A 24185-nucleotide genomic window follows, 5' to 3' on the forward strand; every position below is an offset into this window, starting at 1 on the left:
ATGAATTTAAGATTCAAGATTTAACGTTTTGTGATGAGATCAGGCATAGCCGAGTTGCCACTTCACACCGGCCACGTTCCCCCTTGGCTCGCCTCGAGGATGAAGAGGTTAGCTGGGATTGTTCTCAAGATATTGGTTGATGAATACGGGACAAAGGGAGCCCTTGAAAGGTTCGCCGATCCCGTTTGGTTCCAGGCCTTCAACAACCTCATCGGAATGGACTGGGATTCTTCAGGATCAACGACCGTAACAACTGGAATAGTTAAGGAAGCCCTAAACGAACTTAACCTGGGAATAAAGGTTGCTGGGGGAAAGGGAAAGGCTAGCAGGAAGACTCCTGATGAGCTGAAGGTCATAGCGGAGAAGTTCGATCTTCCCTGGGAAGAGTACGTTAAGAGGTCAAGGTTGGTTGCGAAGGTAGATTCCGTCGCACTTCAAACGGGATATCAACTATATCACCACACCTTCTTCCTCGATGAGGAGGGAAACTGGGCCGTAGTACAGCAGGGGATGAATCCCGAGGAGAAGTTGGCGAGGAGGTACCACTGGTTCAACGCTGAAGAGTTGCTAAACCCCCATAGAGGAGTGGCTGGAGTTAAGAGGGACTTTGCCCTGAACACCGTAGATAGAAACTCCAAGGAAATACAGAAAACTATAATTGAAATAGCCCAGGAAGGGAAAAAGGTTGCGAGGGAGATTGAGACCATTAAGGCGATGAAAAAGGGTTACATGGTGTTCTACAAGCCCAGGGACGTTGATGTTCCCAAGGTTATTGAGAGGTACGAGAGCCTTGGGAAGATAGAGCTCAACGTTAAGGCCTTGGAATTCGCTAGGGAACTTGCCGTTGAAGATTACGAGAGCTTCCTCTTAATTAAGGGCCTTGGCCCGGGGACTTTGAGGGCCTTGGCCTTAGTTGCCGAGCTGATATATGACGTTAAGCCGAGCTGGAGGGATCCCGTTACCCATCCAATTGACCCCTTCAAGTTCGCCTACGCCGTTGGAGGCAAGGATAGGGTTCCCTTTAGAATAGAGAAGGGAACCTATGATGACCTAATAGAATTCTTGATGAGGCTTGAGGAAACTAAAAACAGGGAAATTTTGAAGAGAATTAAAAGGATCACGGAGAGATGGAAGTTTCCGGAGGAGGAAAAGACTCCTACCTTCTGAAGAGTGCCGAAGCCATTCCATAGTACGTTGGGCAGGCGTAGGACACTAAATCAGGTTTCATTGGAATTTCCCTTAAAATTCCGAGGGCTATTAGGAGGGACCAGTAACTGTCCGGCTTTGCCTTGGCTATGAACTCATCAGTAAACTCCAAGAGTCTCTCAAGATCTCCAGATTTTAGCATCTCAACTATCCTCCTGTCGTACTCCTCGGACTCTTTTGCATAACCGTAAGGACCGTCTTCGCTGTGGGCATGCCCATGATCTGCGCTCACAACTATGGCAACTTTCTTGTCTGCCTTCTCGAGAAGATTTGCTAAGAATCTCCCAAACTCTATGAGCCTCTCTCTTTCAAGCTTTGCTGGGGTTATTAGGACGAGTGGCTTCTTCTCGAGGAAATAAAGGGGAATTATTTCCCCCCATGTCAGCGGAAACCTTGAGTACCTTCCGCTGTACGTTGCGAAGTTTATGTCAACGACAGGAAACTCGGCCCTAGCCCCCAGGAATATTTCCTGAGCTAATTCCCTATCGGTTTCATACTCCTTCTCAACCGGCACCTTTACATCGTTAAAAGGTAGCCACGGGATTAGGTGTTCGGCCATTACAATTCCAAGGGCCCAGCTTATCCTGACGTTGTGCGGGGTTATCAATACGTAGGTTTCCGCCCCTCTCAGCTCTTTCCCAATCTCTTTCAGGTTTTCATGTAGCTTTCTTGTTTCCTCATCTGGGGGGTAAACGGCCTCATTCCCGTGAGGCATTATGGCCATCCCGATCAGCATTTTACCACCGCAAAATATTTGGGGTACCTAATTTTAACTTTCTCCTCGAACTTGGCGAAATTTAATTATCTTTAGAGCTTATTTCCTTTCACAATGTAAAGTTTAACTCGGGGTGAATACTTGTCATTTTCGGTGGTGAAAGTTAACAAAGGCAAAATTTTTTAAGAACGTGTAACTTTAATGTTAGACGGATTTGTTCACCGGGGGTGATACCAATGGCAGTGGGAGAGAAGATCACCATAAGCGTAATTAAGGCTGACGTCGGCGGTTGGCCTGGGCACTCGAGAGTTCACCCTGCCCTAATAGAGAGGGCAAAGGAGGTTCTAAGCGAAGCCCAGAAGGAGGGGACTCTAATAGACTTTTACGTCACGTACGCTGGAGATGATCTACAGTTAATAATGACCCACAAGAAGGGCGTTGACAGCTCCGAAATTCACGGTCTCGCATGGGAGGCATTTAAGAAGGCCACCGAAGTCGCCAAAGAACTTGGATTATACGGTGCAGGTCAGGATCTCCTAAAGGATGCATTCAGCGGGAACGTCAGAGGATTAGGCCCAAGTGTTGCCGAGATGGAGATTACGCTGAGGAAGAGCGAGCCCATAGTCACCTTCCACCTAGACAAGACGGAGCCCGGAGCTTTCAACTTACCGATATTCAGGATGTTTGCTGATCCATTCAACACTGCCGGTCTAGTAATCGATCCAAAGATGCACATGGGGTTCAGGTTCGAGATCTGGGACATCTACGACCACAAGAAGGTCATCATGAGCTCACCCGAGGAGATGTATGATATTCTTGCATTAATAGGGGCAAAGGGTAGGTACGTGATCAAGAGGGTCTATCCAAAGAAGGGTCACCCAATACCAGAGGACGAGCCCGTTGCGGTGGTCTCAACTGAAAAACTCTATGAAATTGCCGGAGAGTACGTTGGTAAGGACGACCCAGTTGCAATAGTTAGGGCTCAGAGCGGTCTTCCAGCCCTTGGAGAGGTTCTCGAGCCATTCGCCTTCCCACACTTGGTCAGCGGGTGGATGAGGGGTTCGCACAACGGCCCACTAATGCCAGTCCCGCTCAAGTACGCAACGCCAACTAGGTTCGATGGACCGCCAAGGGCGGTAGCGTTAGGATGGCAGATCAGCCCAGAAGGGAAGCTGATCGGTCCAGTTGACCTGTTCGACGATCCAGCCTTCGACTGGGCCAGGCAGAAGGCCATGGAGATTACGGACTACATGAGGAGGCACGGGCCGTTCGAGCCACACAGATTGCCCCTTGAAGAGATGGAGTACACTACGCTCCCAGGGGTCCTCGAAAAGTTAAAGAACAGGTTTGAGCCAGTGGAGTGATCAGAGATTGAATGCTCCTTTTATTCCATTTATTATCATTTGAACAGCCATTGATGTAAGGATTAGTCCCATCATTCTCGTCGTTACCTTAATTCCCACTCGACCCATCTTCTCGATTATCTTGTTACCCGACGATAAGATAAGATAGACCGTAACACTTACGGTGATTATTGTCAAAATGACAATCACTGGATTCTCCCTAGTCGTGTACAGCATAACCGTGGTTATGGCTCCAGGGCCGGAGATCAGCGGAATTGCTAAAGGAATTACAGCAACTTCCTCTAATGTTACCTCCTCCTCGTCTATCTTTACTGAAGAGAGCTTTCCGGATAGCATCTCCATTCCCATTCTGAACAGCAATATTCCACCGGCAATTGCGAAGGCATCAACGCTTGACCCAAAGAACTTGAATATCCACTGGCCTATCAGGGCAAAGGTTATCAAAGTCACTAGAACTGTTATTGACACTTTCCTGGCTACTTCGTGTCTCTTCTCTATGGGAAGGTGACTTACAACGCCCATAAAAACGGGAACCGCTCCAATGGGGTTGGTTATTGCAAACAGACCAGCGTACATAAGGATAAAAGACTTTAGACCTTCCATTTAATCACCTGGCTATGAAGGGGTATGGGCTTTAAAAACTTTAAAGTCTCCATACCTTTACAGAGAAAATGCTTTTTTCGCCCTTTGCCCTATAAGCCCTTATTGACCCTGAATCTATTAAAACCCTAAAATAACTTGAGCCATCAAAAGATATTCCAGAAGCGTATGATCTTCCAGGTATATTAGAAAGCATCAGAATTAAATTGCCAATATCTGATGTTCTACCGCTGTACAGAACGTACCTTCCCTTAAGGGTGTAATATATATCGAAGATAGTGGATAATGTATCCTCTTCTGAAATTAAGAATTGAAGCATTTTTCTGTGATCTTTAAATTGTCTTATGGGGTTATCCAGAACTACGTCAAGTAACTGCAATAGAACGTCCTCCGGAACCTGAGGAGATTTAACTTTAATTGAAAATTCGACGATGTTTCCTTCAGATATAACAATGTTATCATTTCCTAGGTCTTCTATAACTTCAACATTCTCTATTTTTCCGGATTCCATATCAAGCTCTCCTACTATCCTTGGACTTACACTCTCAACTATCTCAGGCCATATTGAAACTATTGGATCCAGGGGATCATATTCACCAGTGTAGTTGTTTCCGAGTAGTTTATTGCTCTCATTTATTCCTTCCATAATCCCTCGTACGCCAATGTGATAACAAAAATAAAAATCTTTCCCATGCCAGTTAGTCAAAAAAGTCATTTATTCGAAAATTTTCAACTATAAGTATTCCAGGAAGTAATCAAAAAACAAGGTTCCAAATATTTTTTACCTTATTTAGTAACATTCAAGAGGTCATTCCACCGCTTTTTAGTCCTTTGAAAGCATCCTGGGGGCATTAACTCTCTCTCGGGACAGTAGCCAAGCTGAATACACCTTGGTCCTAGCTTCGCCCACTTTATGATGGGCCTTATGTCCTCTCTTTTCGCTAACTCTTCGAGCATCTTCCAAGCTACCTCCCTGATTTCCCACTGCGCCCTCTCGCAGAGCCTTAACCCGAAGAAGTGCTTAAGCTCCCTAAGGTTCATCGTCACTACTATCTTGGTTCTAACGGCTTGGGGGAGAATAAACCTGGCATCTTCTTGGTGGATTCCACTCTTGTACGTCTCTATGTATAGGTCTATTGCATCTTTCATAAACTTTTTCCATTTTTCGTAAATTGCCTTGTTCTTCTTAATGCTCTCTGGAATTACGAACGTTTCTTCGATGTTTTTTGGGTTTAAGACCGTGTACCTTTGACTCTGCTGTGTATAGCTTGCTATCCTATGCCTAACCAGCTGGTGAGTACAGACCCTTGAGCATCCCTCTATGGCGAACGTGAAGGTTGCATGCTCAAGTATACTCTCGTGTCCATAGCCTAGAATTTTTGGAAGGTGCTTCTCAACATCGGCTTTATTCACGTTCTCAAAGGCCTCAGTGCTCCACTCATCCCAGTAGCTTATAAGGGCGGCCCAGGTTATGGTCTCAAGTGGCTTAGGAGTGTAATTTACGAGCTTAACCTTTACCATTTAACCACCTTCTCGAGGTATGTGGGATAGGTTTAAACGTTTCCACCGTAAACTTTAAATATTAATCTCTGAGATGAACTACCGGGTAGTGGACCGGTAGCCTAGCCAGGACAGGGCGGCGGCCTCCTAAGCCGCAGGTCCGGGGTTCAAATCCCCGCCGGTCCGCCAAACAACTTTTCTGAAAAGCTTTATTAGTCTATCAGTAATTCTAAGAACTGCGATGAGGAGGGGTGGCGTCACTGATTGATGATGATGCCTGCGATGACTGAGCAAAATATTTTAACTCTCTAATACTAGGTAAGCAATGGGGCTTAATAATGAAGACCTTCCTTACAGATCAGCAAATCAAAGTTCTGATACTAAGGGCAAAGGGTCTTAAGCAAAGTGAGATAGCAGAAATCCTCGGTACCAGCAGGGCTAACGTTAGTATACTGGAAAAGAGGGCCTTGGAGAAAATAGAAAAAGCTAGAAATACTATTCTCCTATGGGAGCAGATTAATTCCAAAGTTCAAGTTAAAGTTCGGGCTGGGGAGGATATATTCAACATCCCCGAAAAACTCTTTAGGGAGGCTGATAAAGCAGGGATTAAGGTTCCCTACAGTACTGCTGAGATAATAGCGTTCCTGGTTAAACATGCCCCCGTTGAAGACAGGCTCGTAAAGAGGGATTTTACGTTATTCCTAGATTCAAGGGATAGACTAAGGGTCAGTGAATGTATTCTTGAAGAAGGGATATATCATGATTGAGTTTGGCATTTGTAGGTTCCCTCCTAGGAGGATTAATAATAAGCAGGAGACTGGAGTGTCGTCCATTTCAATATTTCTGAGGAGAAGGTATGATGGTAACTGTCGCCATCACGGTCTTGACTTCAGTCATTGTAGAAACCCTCTGGTTACCACTCCTTAAAGATAAGCTTAAAATTAGGGAATAGTTGAAGAAATGTAAAGGGAAAGATGAAAAATAGATGATGAGTCTGGAGCCCCCTGATTGGATGATGAGCAGTTCGCGGGACTGATGTTAATTAAAGGCCAAGCATCTCTTTAGCTGCTTTCACGCCGAGGTCAAAGGCCTTCATGTTGACTTCTACTGCCTTCGGTGGGACGCTCAGCCTTATAACCTCTTTAACGTGTTCGGGGGAAAGTGGAAATCCTGGGGTCTGGGTTAGTGCTCCGATTAAAACGACGTTGGTCGTTATTACGTGCCCCGCTTCAATGGCCAGCTTTTCGGCATCGAATGCCAAGAACTTCCCGCCGAACTCTTCCTCAACGATTCTCTTTATTTCTTCCATGCTTGGGTACTTAGCTAATCCCATTGAGACTTGAACGGGGGGAATTGGCCTAGCATTCGTAAACACTAAACCACCCTTCTTTAGGTAGTTGATGTACCTCAAAGCCTCAACGGGCTCAAAGCTCAAGATGACATCAGCCTTCCCTTCGGGAACCATTGCACCATAAACGTCCTCCCCGAACCTGACGTAAGCAATGACCGAACCGAATCTCTGACTCATTCCGTGAACTTCCCCAACCCTCACCTTATATCCAGCCCTAAGCGCAGCCCAGCCCAATAGATTTGCTGCAGTGAGGATACCCTGACCACCAACACCAGTGATCACGATGTTGTATTCTTTCACGCTCATAGCTCACCCTCCCTAACCTTCTCAAACGCGTCAAACGGACACACCTGAGCGCAACCTCCACAGCCCCAGCACATGAGTGGATCAACCCTAGCCTTCTTCTTCTCTGCATCCCAGTAAATCGCTGGACAACCATAAGCGTTAATACAGATCTTACAACCAGTACACTTCTCCTCGTTGACCTGGTAGATAGGCCACTGCTTCCCTTCCCTCCTAAGCTGGCCAATCCTGTAGAGGGCACAAGCCCTCCTTGAAACAACAACACTAACTCCCTCGACCTCTAGGGCCTTCTTTATCGTCTCATAAGTAGCCTTTATGTCATAAGGATCAACAACAGCCACAAAGTCAGCCCCCATGGCCTTTGCCACATCCTCTATCGGAACCCTCCTACCCTCACCGTGGGGAGTCTCCCCAGTCCCCGGATTGGGCTGATCTCCAGTCATTGCCGTAACCAAGTTGTCCATTACAACTATCAGAACATTGGAGCGGTTGTAAATTGCGTTAGCTAAAGCTGGAAGCCCAGTGTGGAAGAACGTTGAGTCACCTATTGTTGCGACTATTACCTTCTTCTCCTTGCCACTCTTCCTCTGCTCCTCACTTATCGCACCATTAAGCGCAATGCTCAAGCCGTGAGCAACCCCAATCGAGCCACCCATGGCTATCGTAGTATCAACAGTCTTGAGCGGTGGGAGAACACCTAGCGTGTAACACCCTATGTCACTCGGGAAGATAGCCTTTGGAGATGCCGCCTTCCTAATCGCGAAGAACGTGTTCCTATGTGGGCATGCTGGACAAAGTGACGGTGGCCTCGGCGGAACTATCTCCTGAACCTTCTTGTACTTCTCGTCTATCTCCTGGAAGTTCACTGGTAGATCTACTCCCAAGAATTTTGCAATGGCTTCTACTGCCCTCCTAGTAGTCATCTCGTAAACCCTAGGCACTAAATCCTTACCGTGGATTGGAACGTTAATCTTTTGCTCGTAGGCCCACAGCTTAACCTGCTCCTCAACGACGGGCTCAAGCTCCTCGACAATGAGAACCTTCTCTAGGCCATCGAAGAACTTCTCGAGCAATCCGTAGGGCACTGGGAACGGCGTTCCAAGCTTAAGTATCTTGACATTATCAACGCCGAGCCAAGCTAGGGCCTCCTTCACGTACGCATAGCTTAATCCGGGGGCTATTATACCGACTTTGCCATCACCTTCAATCCAGTTGAATGGAGAGTTCTCGAACTCCTTCCTGTACTTCTCGATCGTCTCAAGCAACCATGCATGCTTGGGCCTCTGGAATGCTGGAATATCAACGTACCTCTCTGGGTTCTTCTTGAACTCTCCGAACTTCCTCTTTCCCTGCTTTATCTCCTCTGGAAGCTCCCCCAGGACTACGTCTCCCCTCATGTGGGATGACCTTGTCGTCGTCCTTAGGATCACCATCTGCCCGTACTTCTCGCTTATCTCAAACCCGTACTTGACCATGTCCTTTGCCTCTTGAACGCTTGAGGGTTCGAGGACTGGGATGTTGGCGAACTTGGCTATTGCCCTTGTATCTTGCTCGTTCTGTGAAGACCACATGCTGGGGTCGTCAGCGACCATGACTATTAGGCCACCGTTAACTCCCATGTAGCTGACGGTCATGAATGAGTCCATTGCAACGTTCAGTCCAACGTGCTTCATTGCAGTCATTGCCCTGAGCCCGGCCCAGGAAGCGCTTAATGCTGTTTCAAACGCGACCTTCTCGTTGGTCGAGTACTCCATGTAAACGCCAGCCCTCTTGGCAACTGCAGCCATTGTGTCCGTGACCTCGGAACTTGGAGTCCCAGGGTAGGCTGCAAATACTCCAATGTTGCCCTCAAGGGCTCCCCTAACTATTGCCTGGTTTCCTAAGAGGAGGACTCTTTCCCCGGGCTTATCCCACAAAACTATATCCGTAACTTTAACCATTCACTCCACCTCCAACTTTCCAACATTTCTGGCCTGCTGAACTAAAGCGTAGGCAGCAGAAGCAACATCTTCTGGCCTCTCATACGTTGGAATCCCGTTCTTCTCCAACAACTCCTTAGCCTTCTCACTAACGTAACCAGCCATGAACATTGCGAGAACGGGCTTTCCGTTATTTACCTCCTTCATGGCCCTTATAATACCCTCTGCATGCTCAGTTGGCGTCATGCCGGCGAAAGTTGGGACTACGCAGATCGCTATTAGGAGGTCAACGTTTGGATCTTGTAGCAGGAGCTTTGCAGTCCTGTAATAGTCTTCTCCCCTTGCTGAGGCTATCATGTCCACTGGATTCTTTACTGCCGCCATTGGTGGTAGGAACGATCTAAGCTCTTCAATTGTTTTCTCCTCCAAGTTGGCCAGCTTTAGTCCCCTCTTGTCTATTTCATCTGCCGTGAGAACTCCCGGCCCTCCAGCGTTCGTCATTATAGCAACCCTATTTCCTCTTGGTAGTGGCTGCGTGAATGCCCTGGCCATGCTGAGCATTTCATCTATGGTATCTGCTACTAAAACGCCACTCTGCTTGAATGCTGCTTCATAAATCTTCCAGCTTCCAGCAAGTGAACCTGTGTGGGACGATGCTGCCCTAGCCCCGCTCTCGCTCTTTCCAGCCTTTAGAGCTATGACAGGCTTCTTCTTCGTTACCCTCTTCGCGATCTCCATGAACTTCCTTCCATCCCTTATCCCCTCTATATACAGGGCGATTGCCTTGTCTTCCTCTGTATCCGCCAAGTACTCCATTATCTCGGCGAAGTCCAGATCTGCCATGTTGCCAACGCTTATGAACTTTGAGAATCCTATGTCTTCTTTTATCGTCTTATAGACTATTCCAGCTCCCAATGCTCCGCTCTGGCTTATGAAGGCTACGCTCCCCTTCTTTGCCACGGTGATGAATGTCGCGTTTAAGTTCGCATGGGTGTTCATTATTCCAACGCAGTTCGGTCCTATTATCCTCATTCCATACTTGCGGGCTATTTCCACGAGTTCTTGTTCTTCCTTCTTTCCTTCTTCGCCCGTCTCTCCGAAGCCTGCTGTTATTATTACGACTCCCTTTACCCCCTTCTCCCCGCATTGGATTAAGGTGTCCTTGACGAACTTTTTGGGGACGACTATTATTGCGAGGTCAACTTCCCCTGGGATGTCCTTGACGCTTTTGTACGCTTTAACGCCTTGAACTTCCTCCTCCTTGACGTTCACTGGATAAACTTTTCCACCCCTGTACTCCTTTAGATTCTTGAAAACCTCATAACCAAGCTTCTTTGGATCATTAGAAGCGCCAATAACCGCGACTCCCCTAGGATTAAAGAAGTAATCGAGCATTAAGCCTCACCATTTTCATGCTTGTAAAACGACCTTATAAGGTTTCTTAGGCTTCAATGGACGTAGAAATGCAATGATGAGCAAACCTTTAGTTGCTGGGGCAGAAATTTTTATTGGTCTCATTGTGGATGGGGCTCGGGTTTCCGAGAACGGTAGTGCTGTGACCGGTAACGGGAGTTGAGTTGTTACCGTGAATGCTCACAATCGCCGTGATGACCCACACTACAATGATGCAGTGTGAGGGAACGGTTAGAGAAATAACACCAGGATGACAGGAGTTCCTAGACTCTCTGGAGGCCTAATGACCTCTGTTACCACTTTTCTTTTGAAAGCCTTGCCCTTCAGGGCGGGAAAGACATCAATTCCTAATGAATTCTAGCCCATCCTTCGATTAAGAACTTCGTGTGGAAAAGTGTTTATAAAAGAAAAGTTCAGGCTTTGAATCTCTTCATGTAGTCCCTTAAAAGTTCGGGGTTTTCTCTCTTAACGACCTCCATTAGCTCGTCGAATTTTCTCTCCCCTAAGGCCTTCTTTAGGTAATAATATAGGTCAACGGCATCCTCAACTATCCTACTCTGCCTTCTCCCTTCTTCGGCGTAAAGCTCTATTAGCTTTCTGTTTGTGTCAAGGGAGATGTAGAGGGTCTTCTGCTTCTTTTCTTCCTTTAGATCCTTATCCTCCTTCTTTTTCTTCCCGGGCTTTGTGAGGTCATTGAGGGAACCCGAGAAGAGCTTTGGTATCTTCCCCTTTTCATTCGACAATTGAGATCACCTCTTTGGCAAGCTTTTCAAATGCCCTGCTTGCCTTACCATCGGGCTCGTACTCAAATATACTTTTTCCTTCCGCTTGAGCCTTCTCGATTGCTATTGCCTTGGGAATAGTGGGAAGTATTGGAGCATCTGGATATAGTTCCTTAAGCTCCTTTAGCCTCATCTGGGGAACTTTTGTCTGCCTAGTAAACTTATTTGGGACTATACCGAGTAGCCTTAGACTGTCGTTCGTCTCCTCCTTTATCATTGCCATTAAGTTGAACATTAGTTGCATACCTATCACTCCAAAATAGCTGAGCTCGAGCGGAATTAGAACGTAGTCTGAAGCGGTTAGGGAGTTAACCAAAAATATTCCCATGCTTGGAGGGTTGTCGATTATTATATAGTCGTAATCGGGAAATATGGGCTTTAGAGCTTTCTCTAATCTCCTCTCTCTGTTGTACGAGTTAAGGATCTCAATTTCCTTTGCGGACAAGGTCAAATGACTTGGAATTAAGTCAAGATTCTCCTTCACGTTGATTATTACCTCCTCTATTTGGCTTTCTTTAGTCATTAGTGTCCCTATATTTTTGTTCTCATACTCAACTACATCCATCCCAATCAGGGCAAATGTCAGGTTGAATTGTGGATCAATGTCAACAAGAAGGACTCTTCTACCAAGTTTAGCGAGGGCGTGCCCGAGATTTAAGGCAAGTGTAGTTTTGCCTACCCCTCCCTTTTGGTTGGCTATACTGATAACTACCGCCATTAAAGCCCACCTAGAAACTGTGTAAGGATTATGAGTTAAAAAGTTAAAGGCTAAAGCTCGTAGAAGCCCAAATCGCTAAATATCCTTTTTATATAGTCATCTTTCTTTTTACTGAATCTCCTCCCTCTTGGATCTATCTCCGCAAAAATTTCATCAACTTTGCTGTCCACGGCCATGATGTCCTTTGGTGATATTATGTAATCAGAGTCCGTTAATGCATGGACTTCAACTCCCTCCTTGTAACCAAGTATCTGGGGGCTCTTAACGCCTGTCATTATGACCATCGCTCTTACGGTCTTGCCCATGTCTGGATCTACCATTGCTCCCCACTTAATTTCACTCTTTTCTCCAAGTTTTTCATACACTACTTCCATGGCGTTTGTTATCTCCTTCAAGCTAACATCAGGTCCCACGGTGAAGTGTACTAAGGCCTTGTCTCCGGATCCAAACTCTACTTCGAGCATCTTGTTGTTCAAGGCTTCCATTACGGCATCTACGGCCCTATTATTTGAGTCACTCTCTCCTATCCCAATGAGGGCTGGTCCCCCTCCTTTCATTACGCTATAGATATCGGCGTAATCTATGTTTACCATGGAGGGAAGCTTAATAGTCTCTATGATACCCTTAACCATTCTCGCTATTATCTCATCAGCGAATCTGAAAGCTGTTTGTATTGGGAGGTTTGGAACTAAGTCTATTAACTTGTCATTCTGGATTATTATTACGGTATCCGAGTGCTCGAGGAGCATCTTTATTCCAGCCTTGGCTTTCTCAATTCTAACCCATCCTTCCATCTTGAATGGAAAAGTTACAACACTTATGACAAGGGGCTCTTGAAGCTTGGCATTGTTTCTTGCGGTCTCTTTGATTATCCTAGCAACTACTGGAGCGGCACCGGTTCCTGTTCCATTACCCATTCCTGCCGTTATGAATACAAGATCATAATCCTTAACCATTTTTGCAATCTCGTTGGCACTAGCCTCTGCTGCCCTATAACCTATCCTGGGGTCTCCCCCTGATCCCTTACCCTGGGTTATCGACCTGCCTAATAAAAGCTTCTTATGAGCTTTAATCTGATGTAAATGCTGAGCATCGGTATTCATGGCTATAAGGTCAGCTCCCTGAACCCCAAGGTCATAAAGTCTGCTAATTGTGTTATTACCCGAACCTCCCACACCGATGACTGCAATCTTTATAAGATCTTCGCCACCTTCAAAAAATTCGGAGGTTTCAACTTTTTCCCCGTCAAAGTCAAGGTCAATTCCGGCCTGCTCTAATAATTTTTTAAATACCATTCCTCCTCTCCTCCCCCAAGTTTATCTAACGAGGTATTCGGGGAGCTCCTCCTGTAGTTCTTCTCGGTACAGTTCCTTCTTGAGAAGCTCCCTAATAGCTACTCGAATAGCTTCGCTTCTATTTGGAAAAACACCTCTTTTAACAAGAGCATCAAGCCCGTGTATCATGCTTTGAGGCAGTTGAACGCTGATTATTTTCATCTTGGCCATTCCCTCAACACCCGCGGGGAGTTTCCTATTTTAAGCCTGCGCTTTAATTAGTTAAATATTTTTTGGCCTAAGTTATTATTGCCATAATATCATTTTCTAAAAATTCAAAATTTTAGACCCAAATATTTTAAAAATTTTAAAAAAGTTAACCTCACAGTATAGCATGAATTATATACCCTTAGGTAATTAGAAGTCCTCATGATGGAGATAAATACAAAATTTGGAAAAATTTGTATAGCGAGAGTTCATCTTACTAGGGATGAGGCTGAGTTATTGATTAATATCTGTGGAGAAAATTGCCAAATTGTTAAAGCTAATTGCCTTGAGGAGGTTGTATTTGCAACAATTCTTGCCCTAAAGGCATTTGCCCAAGGACGAAATAAAGCAAAAACCGTGAAGGGGGAAATATTGCTAAGGCTTGCTGGCGTTAGACAAATAAGAGAAGCAATAAACCTTGTAGGGGCTGGGGAGGGAGAAAACTTCATAGTTACATTTGGAACAGAGAATCCCTGCAAACTTTTAACCAAAATATTATCGAAAATTGGGGCTACGGAAGTAACATTGAACGAATGTGACAGGGAAATTGTGAAAAAATCTTTTGAAAGGATTGCCATGACCGAAACGCTCTAATTCTCCCCTTCAGCAAAATTTTATAAATTTTTCATTTTTATGAGGAACCAGGTGAGCCCTGATGAGGCAGAAAAAGAAGTACTTTGTTGCGGCTCGAATGGGTCTTATACAGCGATCTAAGATAAGGGAACTTTTTGAAAGGGCTTCAAAAATGAAGGGAGTTATATCCCTTGGGATAGGAGAACCAGACTTTGATACTCCAATTAACATTAAAGAGGCCGCAAAGAGAGCTATGGATGAAGGATGGACACATTATACCCCAAATGCAGGAATCCAGGAGCTTAGAGAGGCCATTGTTGAGTATTACAAGAGATTCTATGATGTTGACATTGAGGTTGATAATGTCATAGTTACCGCGGGAGCTTATGAAGCAACCTATATAGCATTCGAAACTCTTCTTGAGCAGGGAGATGAAGTTATAATACCAGATCCAGCATTCGTTAGTTATGCTGAAGATGCAAAGCTTGCTGAAGCTAAGCCCATAAGGATACCTCTAAGGGAAGAGAATGATTTCATGGTGGATCCAGATGAGTTGCTTGAACTAATAACAAAGAGAACAAGGATGATAGTTATCAACTACCCTAACAATCCAACGGGGGCGGTTCTGAAAAAAGAAGTTGTTAAAGCCATAGCTGACATAGCCCAGGATTATAACATCTACATATTGAGTGATGAACCATATGAACACTTCCTCTACGATGGCGCAAAGCACTATCCGATGATAAAGTTCGCTCCCGAGAACACTATCCTTGTTAACTCATTCTCAAAGACCTTTGCAATGACCGGATGGAGGTTAGGGTTTGCAATAGCTCCAAGTCAAATCATTAGAGATATGGTAAAGCTTCATGCCTATGTTATAGGAAACGTAACTTCATTCGTTCAGATTGCTGGAGTTGAAGCGTTGAGGAGTGAGGAGAGCTGGAAGGCCGTTGAAGAAATGAGAAAGGAGTACGCAGAGAGGAGAAAAATTGTCCTTGACAGGCTAAAGAAAATGCCTTATATAAAGGTCAGAGAGCCGAAAGGGGCATTTTATATCTTCCCGAACATAAGTGAAACCGAAATGAGTAGTGAAGAATTCAGCGAGTGGTTACTTGAAAAGGCAAAGGTCGTTGTAATTCCTGGGACGGCATTTGGTAAGAATGGAGAGGGATACGTAAGGATAAGCTACGCGACAAGCAGGGAGAAACTCATCGAAGCGATGGACAGAATAGAGAAAGCCCTGAGTGAGGTGAAATGATGAAAGAGATCTTTCAGATTTTCTTGGCTATTTTTTTGGCCGAGCTTGGAGATAAAACTCAGCTCGCTACGATAGCTTTCGCATCGAAGTATGGGTGGTGGAAAGCTTTCATAGGAGCTATCTCGGGATTGGCTCTTGTTAACCTAATTGGGGCTCTAATTGGAGAGAAAATTAGGGATTATCTTCCCCTGGAGGTCATCCACAAATTCGCTGGAATTTTGTTCATAACCTTCGGCATCCTAATGATCTTTGGAAAACTGTGAGGAGGTGCCTAAAATGAAAAGATGGGGAGCAGTACTGTTGGACACTTTACTCATGACTGCGGGATTTGGGACGCTTACCTTTATGAGCGTGGCTAGACCTGACATAATTAAGCATTTTGGCATTCCAGAATCCGCTTACGAGTTGCAACACATAGCTTATGTCTTCGGTTTATTCGTCGCATTCATAATAGGACACACGAGACTTTATGAAGGTTCGTTCAAGAGGAGCGTCGGAATTGCGGTTTCATGGGCGGCTATACCTCAGATGCTGATTCCATTTGTCGGCAACTGGAACGTGGTTGTATTCTTAAGGTTCATTCAGGGATTTGTCGTTGGTTTGGTTCCATTATTTAGCACTCAGATAGCGAGATACTTTGTTGCAGAAAGACCATTTGCAAAGGGAATAATACTCTCCGGAATATTCTGGGGAGGAGTATTTGGGAGTATAAGTGCAAGATATTTACTTGGGTACGTTTCTTGGAGTATGGGATTTATAATTACTGGCGTGATAATATACATCGTCTACGTAATTTGGTACTTCCTTGTAGAGGACTTTGAGATAAGACATCCAAAAGCTGGAGAAGCCAGCGTGAACATTTGGAAATTGCCTTTTACTTGGGTCTTAGGGTTCACCTTTTTCCCCGCTCTCTGGGTTATATTCACGATAATCGGATTTTCAAGTAGCCTTGGATATAAAATAGGATGGACTAAGGAGCATGTGGCTACCCTTTCCACGACGTTAAATGTCTCCAAGGCTCTCTGGAGTATAGGATTTGGTTACCTTGGCTACCAACTCTCAAGGAAGAATACGAACCCAAGAGGGTTATTCAATGCAATTGTTAAGGTAATGATAATGGCCTATGCAATAGCCTTCGCCGGGCTTGTCGTGTACTCAAAGGCCATGCTTGATGGAAATTACACATTGGCCCTAGCAAGCGTCACCTTGGTAGGAGCCCTGCAGGGGACGGGTCCGGCATTTTGGACAAGCGCTCCTGCTACTTATCCACAAGAAGTTGTGCCCAGGGCTAACTTTGCCCTGGGGCTAATTTCAAACTCGGCCAATGCAATAGCTCCAACAATAACTGATATCCTAGCTAGACACAGTGAGACTTTGGCATTGGCTGAACTAACTTTAATGCCCCTGGTCGGTATAGCAACTCTCATAGTGGTTAGCAGGATGAAGCTACCCGTGGAGGAGTGCTCGTCTGATAAATGCGTACAATAAAAAAGCAAAAGCCACTGCTATCCACGTTACCTCTAGGGGAACCTTAATTAAATAGAAGGCATATACGATAGTATAAAAGACCATGGAGGAACCTATAGCAGAGACAGCAGAAAGATAGTGATTAAATGGTGCTCTCTTCTTTTCCATTTCTCTAATTTCAAGAGTTAGCAGGAGGAGGGCAATTATTGCAACACCCAGGAAATTAGTGATACCCGTGAGTATTAAGTATAACGCGAGTCCCATTGTTGCAACGATTCCAAGGGTTGTAGAGGTGAGGGCTAAGGTTGAGATCAATATCGGCACCCATGGGTGAGGGAGCTTTATAACGAAGCCAAGAAAAACAAGCCAGGTAATTAGTGAGTACTTCATAATTTTAACACCTCCATTATCGCCGATTTTAACGGGGTTTTCACATTCCAGTCGATTACTAGAGCGTACCTCTTTAGTCGTTTTAACCTTGCTTTCCTCTTGAGGTCTAGGATCTTGAGGGCGAGTTCTTCCTCCTTTCCTTTTGCCTCCCATAAGGAATAGGGATTTGGACTTATTGCTACAACCTTATAACCAAATGTGTAAAGAAGTCTAAGGGATTCCTCGCTTTCTTGGGTTAAGAAAGGGGATATAAAGATTATCTGGGCTCTAGGAGGAATTTTTGTCCTTGCTAAATGATCCACTTGATAAAAGATTAAGTTATTCTTGTCAGGTTTGGCCATGCTAAGTACATCTACGCACCTAAAGAAATGCCTTTTTCCGTAGTCAACGTTAACCCATATTGGAACCGCTTCAGATATCAGGAGACCAAAACTCATGCCATTTTCAAGGGCATCTAAAAGAATAGAAGCTGCTACTCTCATCATGTGGTCAAATATTTTTGTTGCTTTATATGTGGCATCGACTATAACAACAACATCAACCTTCCTCTCGCTTTCGTACTCATTAACCATTATTCTGCCAGACTTAGCGGTTGCTTTCCAATTTATGTACTTCATCGGATCCCCAGGATAGTATTCCCTTACGGCGTGAAATTCCAATCCCTCTCCAAGTCTTGGAGATGGAAGTGGGCCAACGGTAACCTTAGTCCCCTTGGTTATGTACGGAGTGATGATTTCCTCAAGCCTGGGAACTCCTACTATTTCATCGTAGACCTCTATTATTTTGTCCTCTTCAAAAAGACCGAAGGGATCAGTGTACACTATCCTTACCCCTAAAAATTCATGAAGACCTCTTGGAACCTTCACCCTATACGAGAATTCTTTTTCATCCCCATCAAAAGAAAATACGCCCCAGCTTTTGCCGGCTACTATCTTGAGAGCATCTGGGACTAAGTCCTCGACAAGGAGGGAATTTATCTTTGAGTTTGCCTTGATCTTTATAGTAATCTCAACTTCGCTCCCCTCTATAACCCGAGTGCCTGAGACTTCCCTCTTCACTTCAACATCTAAGACCGGCTTGTAAAAGAGGGATGCAAAGAGAAATAACGTGAGAATTGGAAGGGTTAAAGCTATACCTTCCCATCTAACAAACAAGTAGGATGAAATCACTATTATCCATACAACAGAAAGTAGTCCATAGGCCTTTCCCGTGGGCTTCATACTCATCACTCAAACTTAGGTACTGGAACCCTCTCTAAGATCTTCCTAATTACACTCTCTTGACTTACCCTTGTGTACCAGAGCTCCCTTTTTAGTATAATCCTGTGGCTTAGTGCAGGTATTGCTACCTTCTTTACGTCATCTGGAATAACGTAATCCCTTCCCTCTATGGCTGCGTAAGCCCTTGAAAGCTTTAGCAGGGCTAAGCTACCTCGAGGAGAAACTCCAACTTCGATGTCCCTTTTATCTTCCCTCGTCGCCCAAACTATGGAGGTTATGTACTCTATTATGGCTTCACTTACGTAAACATCCTCTACTTCACGTTGCATTTCAATAACTTCCTCGGCACTCACGACGGGATTTATGTCTACCTCTTCCTTCTTTCTTTCTATCCTCCTCCTTAGTATTTCTTTTTCGTCCTCCTTACTAGGATAGCCAATCCTTAATCTCACAAGGAACCTATCTAATTGAGCCTCGGGCAGAGGGTACGTTCCCTCCTGCTCTATTGGGTTTTGGGTTGCTATAACTATGAAAGGCCTTGGCAGGGGGTACGTTTTTCCCTCTATTGTTACCTGCTTTTCTTGCATCGCCTCTAGAAGGGCTGATTGCGTCTTTGGTGGTGCCCTGTTTATCTCATCCGCAAGAAGAACATTAGTGAATATTGGCCCCCTCCTAAACTCGAACTCGAGGGTCTTTTGGTTGAATACGTTAACCCCAAGAATGTCGCTTGGGAGTAAATCGGGGGTAAATTGAACCCTTTTGAAATCTAAGCCTAAAGCTCTGGCAAAGCTCTTGGCCATTAATGTCTTCGCGAGTCCTGGGAGATCCTCTATTAGGACGTGGCCGTCTGCAAGTATTGTTGCAAGCATTAACTTAAGAACATCATCTTTTCCAACTATGGCCCTTTTAACTTCCTCTAATATCATTTCGGCCTTCTTGTGCACTTTCATTTTACCTCCTCCTCTAATAACCTCAAAGACTTTTCCAACCCATTTATGAAATTTTCATGTTCATCTAGCACCTTTAACCCCTCAGGGGGATTTTCTCTAAGCTGAGGATATTCATATCCTAGAAGGTGGTACGCTTCGAGTATGTGATCCCTTATTATCTTCCTAGAAACTTCGCTGTACCTTGACCTTGCGACTATTTTAGCGAGTCTCCTAATCTCCTCCTCACTAAAACTTTCTTGCCTCGGTCTCCTTAATTTGGGCTCCCACCCTTCTATGGAATACACAAATAATATTGTTGCAGTGAGTACCGCAAATATCCATCTAATAACGTACGAACCCGCAAGGATGGCTAGGAGAGCAGTAATTAAGGGAATCAGTAGCTTACTCCTCACCTTTAATCACCATGTAAAGCCTGTACGCTCTCTTTGCATCCTCTAATGTAACTTTCTCTGGAGCATATTTAGCTTTTTCAAACAACTTAGCTAATTCCACATAGGCTTTCCTCTTATACATCACTTTCTCTGCATGCTCCCAATGGGTCCAGCTTTCCTTGTATGGTATCCCAAGCATCTCAAGCCATAGAACGGCCTTTTTATAGAGCTCTATGACGGCCTCTCTGGGATTGGAAAATAAGTCAAGCCCTTTCTCTTCAAGCTTTTTATCGAACTCTTGTAGGTGTTTTTTGACCTCTCTTTTCTTCCTAACTTCTCTCAGTTCACTAGTCGTATTAATTAGGCCTAAAACGAAAACAAAGATAAGTAGTAGGACTGGTAAGTAAAATAATATTGGAGAGGAGTATTTCTGGTGTAAGAGGGACGGCGGTATAACAGTAGCGTTTGTCATTGTGACATTACTGACTTCCTTTAAGTTCCTTAAGCTCTTAAGATATGGCAATAATTTGGCAATTAAGAGAAAATAGAAGGCAACAAGAATAGATGATGTAAGTAATAGGAGTATCTCCCTAAATTTTATAGAAGCTTCCTTGCTTTTCCTAATTAGATCCTTATCCCTGACAGATAAGGCCAAAAAGAGCAATAAGACTCCCAGGAAAATGTAAACTACCACAAGTATGTCAACTAGAATCTCAAGGCTAAATGTTCTCCATTGGCTATGAACCCCGCTACCTATGAGCCCCATTCCAATTAATAGCAGGATAAAGAATAATAGCTCAAGCTTCCTCATTGATCTTATAATAAACCGCGCTCAGTTTAAACTTTTCTAATGGTGCAATTATTTTCACTTATGACAAAACAGAGACAAGTAAGTCTTAAATATGGCATTTTATAATAATGAACTTCGATAGTCAACATGGGGGTGCATTGATGGGCGGAATTATGGACTTCGTTAATTGGCTGGACGGCGAGGTTTGGGGACCGCCAATGATAGTCTTGCTGGTAGGTACTGGACTGCTATTGACAACAGTGCTCAAGGGAATACAGTTCAGAAGGTTAGGATGGTCAATTAGGTACACGCTCTTCCAGGGAAGAAAAAAGACAGGCGAGGGCGATATTACACCATTTCAGGCTTTAATGGCCACTATCTCAGGAACGGTAGGAATTGGTAACATAGCTGGAGTTGCGACTGCAATTCACTTCGGTGGTCCTGGGGCACTCTTCTGGATGTGGATCACCGCATTAGTGGGAATGACCACAAGGTACTCAGAAGGACTTTTGGGAGTTGCATTCAGAGGCAAACTACCAGATGGAACGATGATCGGAGGAACGTTCAACTTCCTTGAGAGGGGATTTTCAGAGGTCAAGGGGACTGGAACTAGTAGGGTTATAGCCTCAATAATGACGATATTATTTGCAATCTTTATCGCAAAAGATGGACTTGGTCTCACTGGAGGTCTCAAAATTCTAGCGTTTATCATAGCGATACTATTCGCAGCACTTGGCCTTGCACTGCTAAGGGAGGACTATCTACCCACAGTTGGTAAGATCTTGGCAGTGCTGTTTGCTCTGTTTGCAGCAATTGCTGCATTCGGTATTGGTAACATGACACAGGCAAATTCAGTCGCCGATGCCATTGAATCAGCATTCGGAGTTCCTGATTGGGTTACGGGATTAGCACTAGCGGTTCTAACCTTCGTAGTAGTTATCGGTGGTATCAAGAGAATCGGTGAAGTTGCCGAGATGCTAGTTCCATTCATGGCTATAATCTACTTCCTCTTCGCGATTGGAGTTTGGATTAAGTTTGCAGGCCAGATACCAAGTGCAATTGCAACCGTATTCAAGGACGCATTTACAGGGAAGGCAGTTGCTGGCGGTGCCATAGGGCAGGTTATAATCTGGGGTGTTAAGAGAGGTCTCTTCTCCAATGAGGCTGGTCTTGGAACGGCAACCCTCGCCCACGCTGCAGCTAGAACCGACCATCCCTCTAGGCAGGCTCACGTTGCTATGCTTGGCCCATTCATTGACACCCTGATAATATGTTCGCTCACGGGAATAAGCATAGTAGTCACCGGAGCTTACGCAAAGTACCCAGACCTAAACGGTGCACCCCTCACCCAGGCAGCTTTTGCTGAGGCGTTCGGACAGATAGGAAAGATAATGGTGGCAATAGGAATAGTGCTCTTCGCGTACTCGACGATCCTAGCGTGGTCATTCTACGGAAGGCAGAACGTCATGTACCTAGCCAAGTGGATCACCCAGGATCCAAACAAGTTCGCCAACCTCTATCCAAAGCTCCACCTCATCTACAACCTACTCTTCGTGATCTTCATCTACATCGGTGCCGTTAAGCCACTTGAGGACGTCTGGAACTTCTCAGATATGATGAACGGGCTAATGGCGATTCCAAATCTCATTGGACTAATAGTCCTGTACCCAGTAATCAAGCACTATACGGAGGACTTCATATCTAAGAACCCATAACGTTTGTCACTTTTCCAACTTTTTTCGCTTAACTTTATATTTTTTGCCTCCATAATATTTCTCCGAGATGATGCATTATGGAGTACCCTAAGATCGTGGTCAAACCCCCTGGGCCAAAGGCAAAGGAGCTTATTGAGAGAGAAAGGAAGGTGTTATCGACCGGAATTGGAGTCAAATTATTCCCCTTAGTTCCCAGGCGGGGATTTGGGCCATTTATAGAGGATGTCGATGGTAACGTATTCATAGACTTCTTGGCAGGAGCTGCTGCCGCGTCCACGGGATACGCTCATCCGAAGCTTGTGAGGGCAGTTCAGGAGCAAGTAGAGCTAATTCAACACTCGATGATAGGTTACACCCACAATGAAAGGGCAATAAGGGTTGCCGAAAAACTGGCAAAGATCTCGATAATAAAGAACCCCAAGATAATATTCGGGCTAAGCGGGAGCGATGCCGTGGATATGGCAATTAAAGTTTCGAAGTTTTCAACGAGGAGGCCATGGATACTGGCCTTCATAGGCGCATATCATGGGCAGACCTTTGGGGCAACCTCCATAGCGTCCTTCCAAGTCTCCCAGAAGAGGGGTTATTCTCCATTGATGCCCCAAGTGTTCTGGCTTCCCTACCCTAACCCCTACAGGAACGTGTGGGGAATTAACGGTTACGAGGAGCCCGATGAGCTTGTAAACAGGTTCCTTGACTACCTCGAAAACTATGTGTTCGCCCACGTTGTTCCTCCGGATGAAGTTGCTGCCCTCTTTGCTGAACCAATTCAGGGCGATGCGGGAATAGTTGTCCCGCCGGAGAACTTCTTCAAGAAGCTAAAGCCGATCCTTGAGGAGCATGGAATTCTTTTGGTCATGGATGAAGTTCAGACAGGAATAGGAAGGACTGGAAAGTGGTGGGGAAGTGAGTGGTTCGAGGTTGAGCCTGATTTAATGATCTTTGGCAAAGGCGTTGCAAGCGGAATGGGTCTAAGTGGGGTCATTGGAAAGGAAGAGCTAATGGAAATGACAAGCGGTTCCGCTCTGCTTACACCAGCCGCAAATCCGGTGATATCAGCAGCTGCTGAGGCCACTTTAGAAATAATAGAGGAGGAAAAACTGTTAGAGAATACCCTGAAGGTTGGAGAGTTTATAATGAAAAGACTAAGGGAGATGCAGGAGAGGTACGAGATAATAGGCGACGTCAGGGGAAAAGGACTAATGATAGGGGTGGAGATAGTTAAAGAAGGAGGTAAGCCAGACCCAGAAATGACAGGGAAGATCTGCTGGAGGGCATTCGAGCTTGGCCTAATCCTGCCAAGCTATGGAATGTTTGGGAACGTGATAAGAATAACCCCACCACTCGTCCTAACCCAGGAAGTTGCAGAGAAGGCCTTGGAGATAATTGAGCAGGCGATCAAGGATGCTATGGCTGGAAAAGTTGAGAGGAAAGTTGTAACATGGCACTAGCTACTTCTTCTTCCTCTTCCTAATTTTTATTCTAGCTATGTCTCCTAGAGTTGGCTCGTAGTCCTTGGGGATTAGAGGCCTTTGTTCGAAGTCGGCTTCGACTTTTTCAATGAGCTTTATCTTGAAGAACTTTTCAAGCTTCCTAGCCTCTTCAATTGTTGGCGTGTACTCCCCGTGGGCTATTCTCCTTAGTACGTTAACCGAGAGACCAACTTTATGGGAGAGCTCTTCATAACTCAGCCCGCTCTTCCTTATCGCCTCCATTACCTTTTCAGCGTAATCCTCAACGATGTCCTCGGTTATCAACGGCCTCTCCCTTTTCACCTGGGGCTTGGGCCTTGGAGTTGAGATTCTCCTCGTTGGCTCCCTCCTTGGCATTATGCTAAAGGTTCCAGGCTTCCTTCCGTACTTCCTGTAGCACTCATCACAAACCAAAAGTTCGGCACCTTCAATCCTTATAACGTGCCCCTGCCCCCTTATCTCCCTTCCACAAAGCTCACAGTACCTTGGCTTAGCCTTAGCCATGACTTTCCCCATTAAGCCTTTTAAGTTGGGCATTAAAAAACATAGTGGCCAGCGATGATGAGA

26 protein-coding genes and 1 tRNA gene are annotated in these 24185 nt (G+C 45.1%); 10 read left to right on the forward strand and 17 right to left on the reverse strand.

All coding sequences use genetic code 11. From position 1 onward, the window contains the following. The first annotated feature begins 30 nt into the window (after positions 1-30). On the forward strand, positions 31-1167 hold the full coding sequence (locus P8X24_RS05530; RefSeq protein ID WP_372914450.1) for a DUF763 domain-containing protein: 1137 nt from the start codon (positions 31-33) through the stop codon (positions 1165-1167). Here the strand turns inward: P8X24_RS05530 and P8X24_RS05535 are convergent. Next, positions 1157-1942, reverse strand: coding sequence for an extradiol dioxygenase (locus tag P8X24_RS05535; protein WP_372914451.1), 786 nt, complete (start codon positions 1940-1942; stop codon positions 1157-1159). The two genes, P8X24_RS05530 and P8X24_RS05535, sit on opposite strands and share 11 nt — an antisense overlap. A gap of 215 nt (positions 1943-2157) precedes the next feature. Here P8X24_RS05535 and fbp point away from each other — a divergent pair, with 215 nt between their 5' ends. Continuing rightward, on the forward strand, positions 2158-3285 hold the full coding sequence (gene fbp / locus P8X24_RS05540; RefSeq protein WP_372914452.1) for a fructose-1,6-bisphosphate aldolase/phosphatase: 1128 nt from the start codon (positions 2158-2160) through the stop codon (positions 3283-3285). On the opposite strand, the gene snatA is transcribed toward fbp, so the two are convergent. The 3 genes from snatA to thyX all read right to left on the reverse strand — a co-directional run bounded on the left by snatA (position 3286) and on the right by thyX (position 5406). Further along, positions 3286-3888 carry a neutral amino acid NAAT transporter SnatA gene (snatA, locus tag P8X24_RS05545; protein ID WP_372914453.1) on the reverse strand — a complete coding sequence of 201 codons (603 nt, stop codon included), beginning with the start codon at positions 3886-3888 and terminating at the stop codon, positions 3286-3288. A 40-nt stretch (positions 3889-3928) separates the two neighbouring features. After that, a complete protein-coding gene (locus P8X24_RS05550; protein WP_372914454.1) occupies positions 3929-4531 on the reverse strand; it encodes a hypothetical protein in 603 nt (200 codons plus the stop codon). 140 nt (positions 4532-4671) lie between these two features. Continuing rightward, entirely contained in the window at positions 4672-5406 is a 735-nt protein-coding gene (thyX, locus tag P8X24_RS05555; RefSeq protein WP_372914455.1) for an FAD-dependent thymidylate synthase, read from the reverse strand. Between the two features lie 90 nt (positions 5407-5496). Here thyX and P8X24_RS05560 point away from each other — a divergent pair. Together P8X24_RS05560 and P8X24_RS05570 are read left to right on the forward strand one after the other, a co-directional pair. After that, positions 5497-5574 (forward strand) — tRNA-Arg (locus P8X24_RS05560). 149 nt (positions 5575-5723) lie between these two features. Further along, on the forward strand, positions 5724-6152 hold the full coding sequence (locus P8X24_RS05570) for a Tfx family DNA-binding protein (RefSeq protein ID WP_372914456.1): 429 nt from the start codon (positions 5724-5726) through the stop codon (positions 6150-6152). 275 nt (positions 6153-6427) lie between these two features. On the opposite strand, the gene P8X24_RS05580 is transcribed toward P8X24_RS05570, so the two are convergent. The 7 genes from P8X24_RS05580 to P8X24_RS05610 all read right to left on the reverse strand — a co-directional run bounded on the left by P8X24_RS05580 (position 6428) and on the right by P8X24_RS05610 (position 13376). Beyond that, complete coding sequence (locus P8X24_RS05580; RefSeq protein ID WP_372914595.1) at positions 6428-7036, reverse strand: indolepyruvate oxidoreductase subunit beta; 609 nt, start codon at positions 7034-7036, stop codon at positions 6428-6430. Positions 7037-7038: 2 nt separating this feature from the next. Beyond that, on the reverse strand, positions 7039-8979 hold the full coding sequence (gene iorA / locus P8X24_RS05585; RefSeq protein ID WP_372914457.1) for an indolepyruvate ferredoxin oxidoreductase subunit alpha: 1941 nt from the start codon (positions 8977-8979) through the stop codon (positions 7039-7041). Next, on the reverse strand, positions 8980-10353 hold the full coding sequence (gene acdAII, locus P8X24_RS05590; protein WP_372914458.1) for an acetate--CoA ligase I subunit alpha: 1374 nt from the start codon (positions 10351-10353) through the stop codon (positions 8980-8982). It lies immediately after the preceding gene. A gap of 431 nt (positions 10354-10784) precedes the next feature. Next, the gene (locus P8X24_RS05595; RefSeq protein WP_372914459.1) at positions 10785-11114 is read right to left on the reverse strand and encodes a CopG family transcriptional regulator; all 330 of its coding nucleotides are present in this window, start codon (positions 11112-11114) and stop codon (positions 10785-10787) included. Continuing rightward, entirely contained in the window at positions 11104-11871 is a 768-nt protein-coding gene (locus P8X24_RS05600) for a ParA family protein (RefSeq protein ID WP_372914460.1), read from the reverse strand. The genes P8X24_RS05595 and P8X24_RS05600 overlap by 11 nt, the downstream gene beginning before the upstream one ends. 50 nt (positions 11872-11921) lie before the next feature. Then, entirely contained in the window at positions 11922-13166 is a 1245-nt protein-coding gene (gene ftsZ / locus P8X24_RS05605) for a cell division protein FtsZ (RefSeq protein ID WP_372914461.1), read from the reverse strand. A gap of 21 nt (positions 13167-13187) precedes the next feature. Further along, on the reverse strand, positions 13188-13376 hold the full coding sequence (locus P8X24_RS05610; protein WP_068320990.1) for a ribbon-helix-helix domain-containing protein: 189 nt from the start codon (positions 13374-13376) through the stop codon (positions 13188-13190). A 198-nt stretch (positions 13377-13574) separates the two neighbouring features. On the opposite strand from P8X24_RS05610, the gene cgi121 reads away from it, so the two are divergent. The 4 genes from cgi121 to P8X24_RS05630 all read left to right on the forward strand — a co-directional run bounded on the left by cgi121 (position 13575) and on the right by P8X24_RS05630 (position 16731). Beyond that, the gene (cgi121, locus tag P8X24_RS05615) at positions 13575-14006 is read left to right on the forward strand and encodes a KEOPS complex subunit Cgi121 (RefSeq protein ID WP_372914462.1); all 432 of its coding nucleotides are present in this window, start codon (positions 13575-13577) and stop codon (positions 14004-14006) included. A gap of 61 nt (positions 14007-14067) precedes the next feature. Next, on the forward strand, positions 14068-15243 hold the full coding sequence (locus P8X24_RS05620; RefSeq protein WP_372914463.1) for an aminotransferase class I/II-fold pyridoxal phosphate-dependent enzyme: 1176 nt from the start codon (positions 14068-14070) through the stop codon (positions 15241-15243). Beyond that, complete coding sequence (locus P8X24_RS05625; protein ID WP_372914464.1) at positions 15243-15506, forward strand: TMEM165/GDT1 family protein; 264 nt, start codon at positions 15243-15245, stop codon at positions 15504-15506. The genes P8X24_RS05620 and P8X24_RS05625 overlap by 1 nt, the downstream gene beginning before the upstream one ends. A 13-nt stretch (positions 15507-15519) precedes the next feature. Continuing rightward, a complete protein-coding gene (locus tag P8X24_RS05630) occupies positions 15520-16731 on the forward strand; it encodes an MFS transporter (RefSeq protein ID WP_372914465.1) in 1212 nt (403 codons plus the stop codon). Here the strand turns inward: P8X24_RS05630 and P8X24_RS05635 are convergent. Genes P8X24_RS05635 through P8X24_RS05655 form a run of 5 tightly spaced genes read right to left on the reverse strand, consistent with a single transcriptional unit; the run spans position 16690 to position 20452 of the window. Further along, complete coding sequence (locus P8X24_RS05635) at positions 16690-17100, reverse strand: hypothetical protein (protein ID WP_372914466.1); 411 nt, start codon at positions 17098-17100, stop codon at positions 16690-16692. The genes P8X24_RS05630 and P8X24_RS05635 overlap by 42 nt on opposite strands. Then, entirely contained in the window at positions 17097-18320 is a 1224-nt protein-coding gene (locus P8X24_RS05640; RefSeq protein WP_372914467.1) for a DUF58 domain-containing protein, read from the reverse strand. Before P8X24_RS05640 ends, P8X24_RS05635 begins: the two co-directional genes overlap by 4 nt. 5 nt (positions 18321-18325) lie before the next feature. After that, positions 18326-19270, reverse strand: coding sequence for an AAA family ATPase (locus P8X24_RS05645; protein WP_372914468.1), 945 nt, complete (start codon positions 19268-19270; stop codon positions 18326-18328). Beyond that, positions 19267-19662 carry a hypothetical protein gene (locus P8X24_RS05650; protein ID WP_372914469.1) on the reverse strand — a complete coding sequence of 132 codons (396 nt, stop codon included), beginning with the start codon at positions 19660-19662 and terminating at the stop codon, positions 19267-19269. The genes P8X24_RS05645 and P8X24_RS05650 overlap by 4 nt, the downstream gene beginning before the upstream one ends. Further along, positions 19652-20452: a DUF4129 domain-containing protein gene (locus P8X24_RS05655; protein WP_372914470.1), complete on the reverse strand. Its 801-nt coding sequence runs from the start codon at positions 20450-20452 to the stop codon at positions 19652-19654. The genes P8X24_RS05650 and P8X24_RS05655 overlap by 11 nt, the downstream gene beginning before the upstream one ends. A 140-nt stretch (positions 20453-20592) precedes the next feature. Between P8X24_RS05655 and P8X24_RS05660 the strand changes: the two genes are divergently transcribed. Then, positions 20593-22146: an alanine/glycine:cation symporter family protein gene (locus P8X24_RS05660; protein WP_372914471.1), complete on the forward strand. Its 1554-nt coding sequence runs from the start codon at positions 20593-20595 to the stop codon at positions 22144-22146. Positions 22147-22223: 77 nt separating this feature from the next. Further along, positions 22224-23597 (forward strand): acetyl ornithine aminotransferase family protein, encoded by a 1374-nt coding sequence (locus tag P8X24_RS05665; RefSeq protein WP_372914472.1) that lies wholly within the window; start codon positions 22224-22226, stop codon positions 23595-23597. Here the strand turns inward: P8X24_RS05665 and P8X24_RS05670 are convergent, their stop codons facing one another. Continuing rightward, positions 23598-24122: a multiprotein bridging factor aMBF1 gene (locus tag P8X24_RS05670; protein WP_372914597.1), complete on the reverse strand. Its 525-nt coding sequence runs from the start codon at positions 24120-24122 to the stop codon at positions 23598-23600. It abuts the gene before it with no gap. Between the last annotated feature and the right edge of the window lie 63 nt (positions 24123-24185).

It is taken from the genome of Pyrococcus kukulkanii, from assembly GCF_041647995.1.
Taxonomy (GTDB): Archaea; Methanobacteriota_B; Thermococci; order Thermococcales; family Thermococcaceae; genus Pyrococcus.

Coding starts and splice junctions, on each gene's coding strand:
- P8X24_RS05535 (WP_372914451.1), bottom strand. CDS start 1,942: ATGCTGATCGGGATGGCCATAATGCCTCACGGGAATGAGGCCGTTTAC.
- fbp (WP_372914452.1), top strand. CDS start 2,158: ATGGCAGTGGGAGAGAAGATCACCATAAGCGTAATTAAGGCTGACGTC.
- snatA (WP_372914453.1), bottom strand. CDS start 3,888: ATGGAAGGTCTAAAGTCTTTTATCCTTATGTACGCTGGTCTGTTTGCA.
- P8X24_RS05550 (WP_372914454.1), bottom strand. CDS start 4,531: ATGGAAGGAATAAATGAGAGCAATAAACTACTCGGAAACAACTACACT.
- thyX (WP_372914455.1), bottom strand. CDS start 5,406: ATGGTAAAGGTTAAGCTCGTAAATTACACTCCTAAGCCACTTGAGACC.
- P8X24_RS05570 (WP_372914456.1), top strand. CDS start 5,724: ATGAAGACCTTCCTTACAGATCAGCAAATCAAAGTTCTGATACTAAGG.
- iorA (WP_372914457.1), bottom strand. CDS start 8,979: ATGGTTAAAGTTACGGATATAGTTTTGTGGGATAAGCCCGGGGAAAGA.
- acdAII (WP_372914458.1), bottom strand. CDS start 10,353: ATGCTCGATTACTTCTTTAATCCTAGGGGAGTCGCGGTTATTGGCGCT.
- P8X24_RS05600 (WP_372914460.1), bottom strand. CDS start 11,871: ATGGCGGTAGTTATCAGTATAGCCAACCAAAAGGGAGGGGTAGGCAAA.
- ftsZ (WP_372914461.1), bottom strand. CDS start 13,166: ATGGTATTTAAAAAATTATTAGAGCAGGCCGGAATTGACCTTGACTTT.
- P8X24_RS05610 (WP_068320990.1), bottom strand. CDS start 13,376: ATGGCCAAGATGAAAATAATCAGCGTTCAACTGCCTCAAAGCATGATA.
- cgi121 (WP_372914462.1), top strand. CDS start 13,575: ATGATGGAGATAAATACAAAATTTGGAAAAATTTGTATAGCGAGAGTT.
- P8X24_RS05620 (WP_372914463.1), top strand. CDS start 14,068: ATGAGGCAGAAAAAGAAGTACTTTGTTGCGGCTCGAATGGGTCTTATA.
- P8X24_RS05625 (WP_372914464.1), top strand. CDS start 15,243: ATGAAAGAGATCTTTCAGATTTTCTTGGCTATTTTTTTGGCCGAGCTT.
- P8X24_RS05630 (WP_372914465.1), top strand. CDS start 15,520: ATGAAAAGATGGGGAGCAGTACTGTTGGACACTTTACTCATGACTGCG.
- P8X24_RS05635 (WP_372914466.1), bottom strand. CDS start 17,100: ATGAAGTACTCACTAATTACCTGGCTTGTTTTTCTTGGCTTCGTTATA.
- P8X24_RS05640 (WP_372914467.1), bottom strand. CDS start 18,320: ATGAAGCCCACGGGAAAGGCCTATGGACTACTTTCTGTTGTATGGATA.
- P8X24_RS05645 (WP_372914468.1), bottom strand. CDS start 19,270: ATGAAAGTGCACAAGAAGGCCGAAATGATATTAGAGGAAGTTAAAAGG.
- P8X24_RS05655 (WP_372914470.1), bottom strand. CDS start 20,452: ATGAGGAAGCTTGAGCTATTATTCTTTATCCTGCTATTAATTGGAATG.
- P8X24_RS05660 (WP_372914471.1), top strand. CDS start 20,593: ATGGGCGGAATTATGGACTTCGTTAATTGGCTGGACGGCGAGGTTTGG.
- P8X24_RS05665 (WP_372914472.1), top strand. CDS start 22,224: ATGGAGTACCCTAAGATCGTGGTCAAACCCCCTGGGCCAAAGGCAAAG.
- P8X24_RS05670 (WP_372914597.1), bottom strand. CDS start 24,122: ATGGCTAAGGCTAAGCCAAGGTACTGTGAGCTTTGTGGAAGGGAGATA.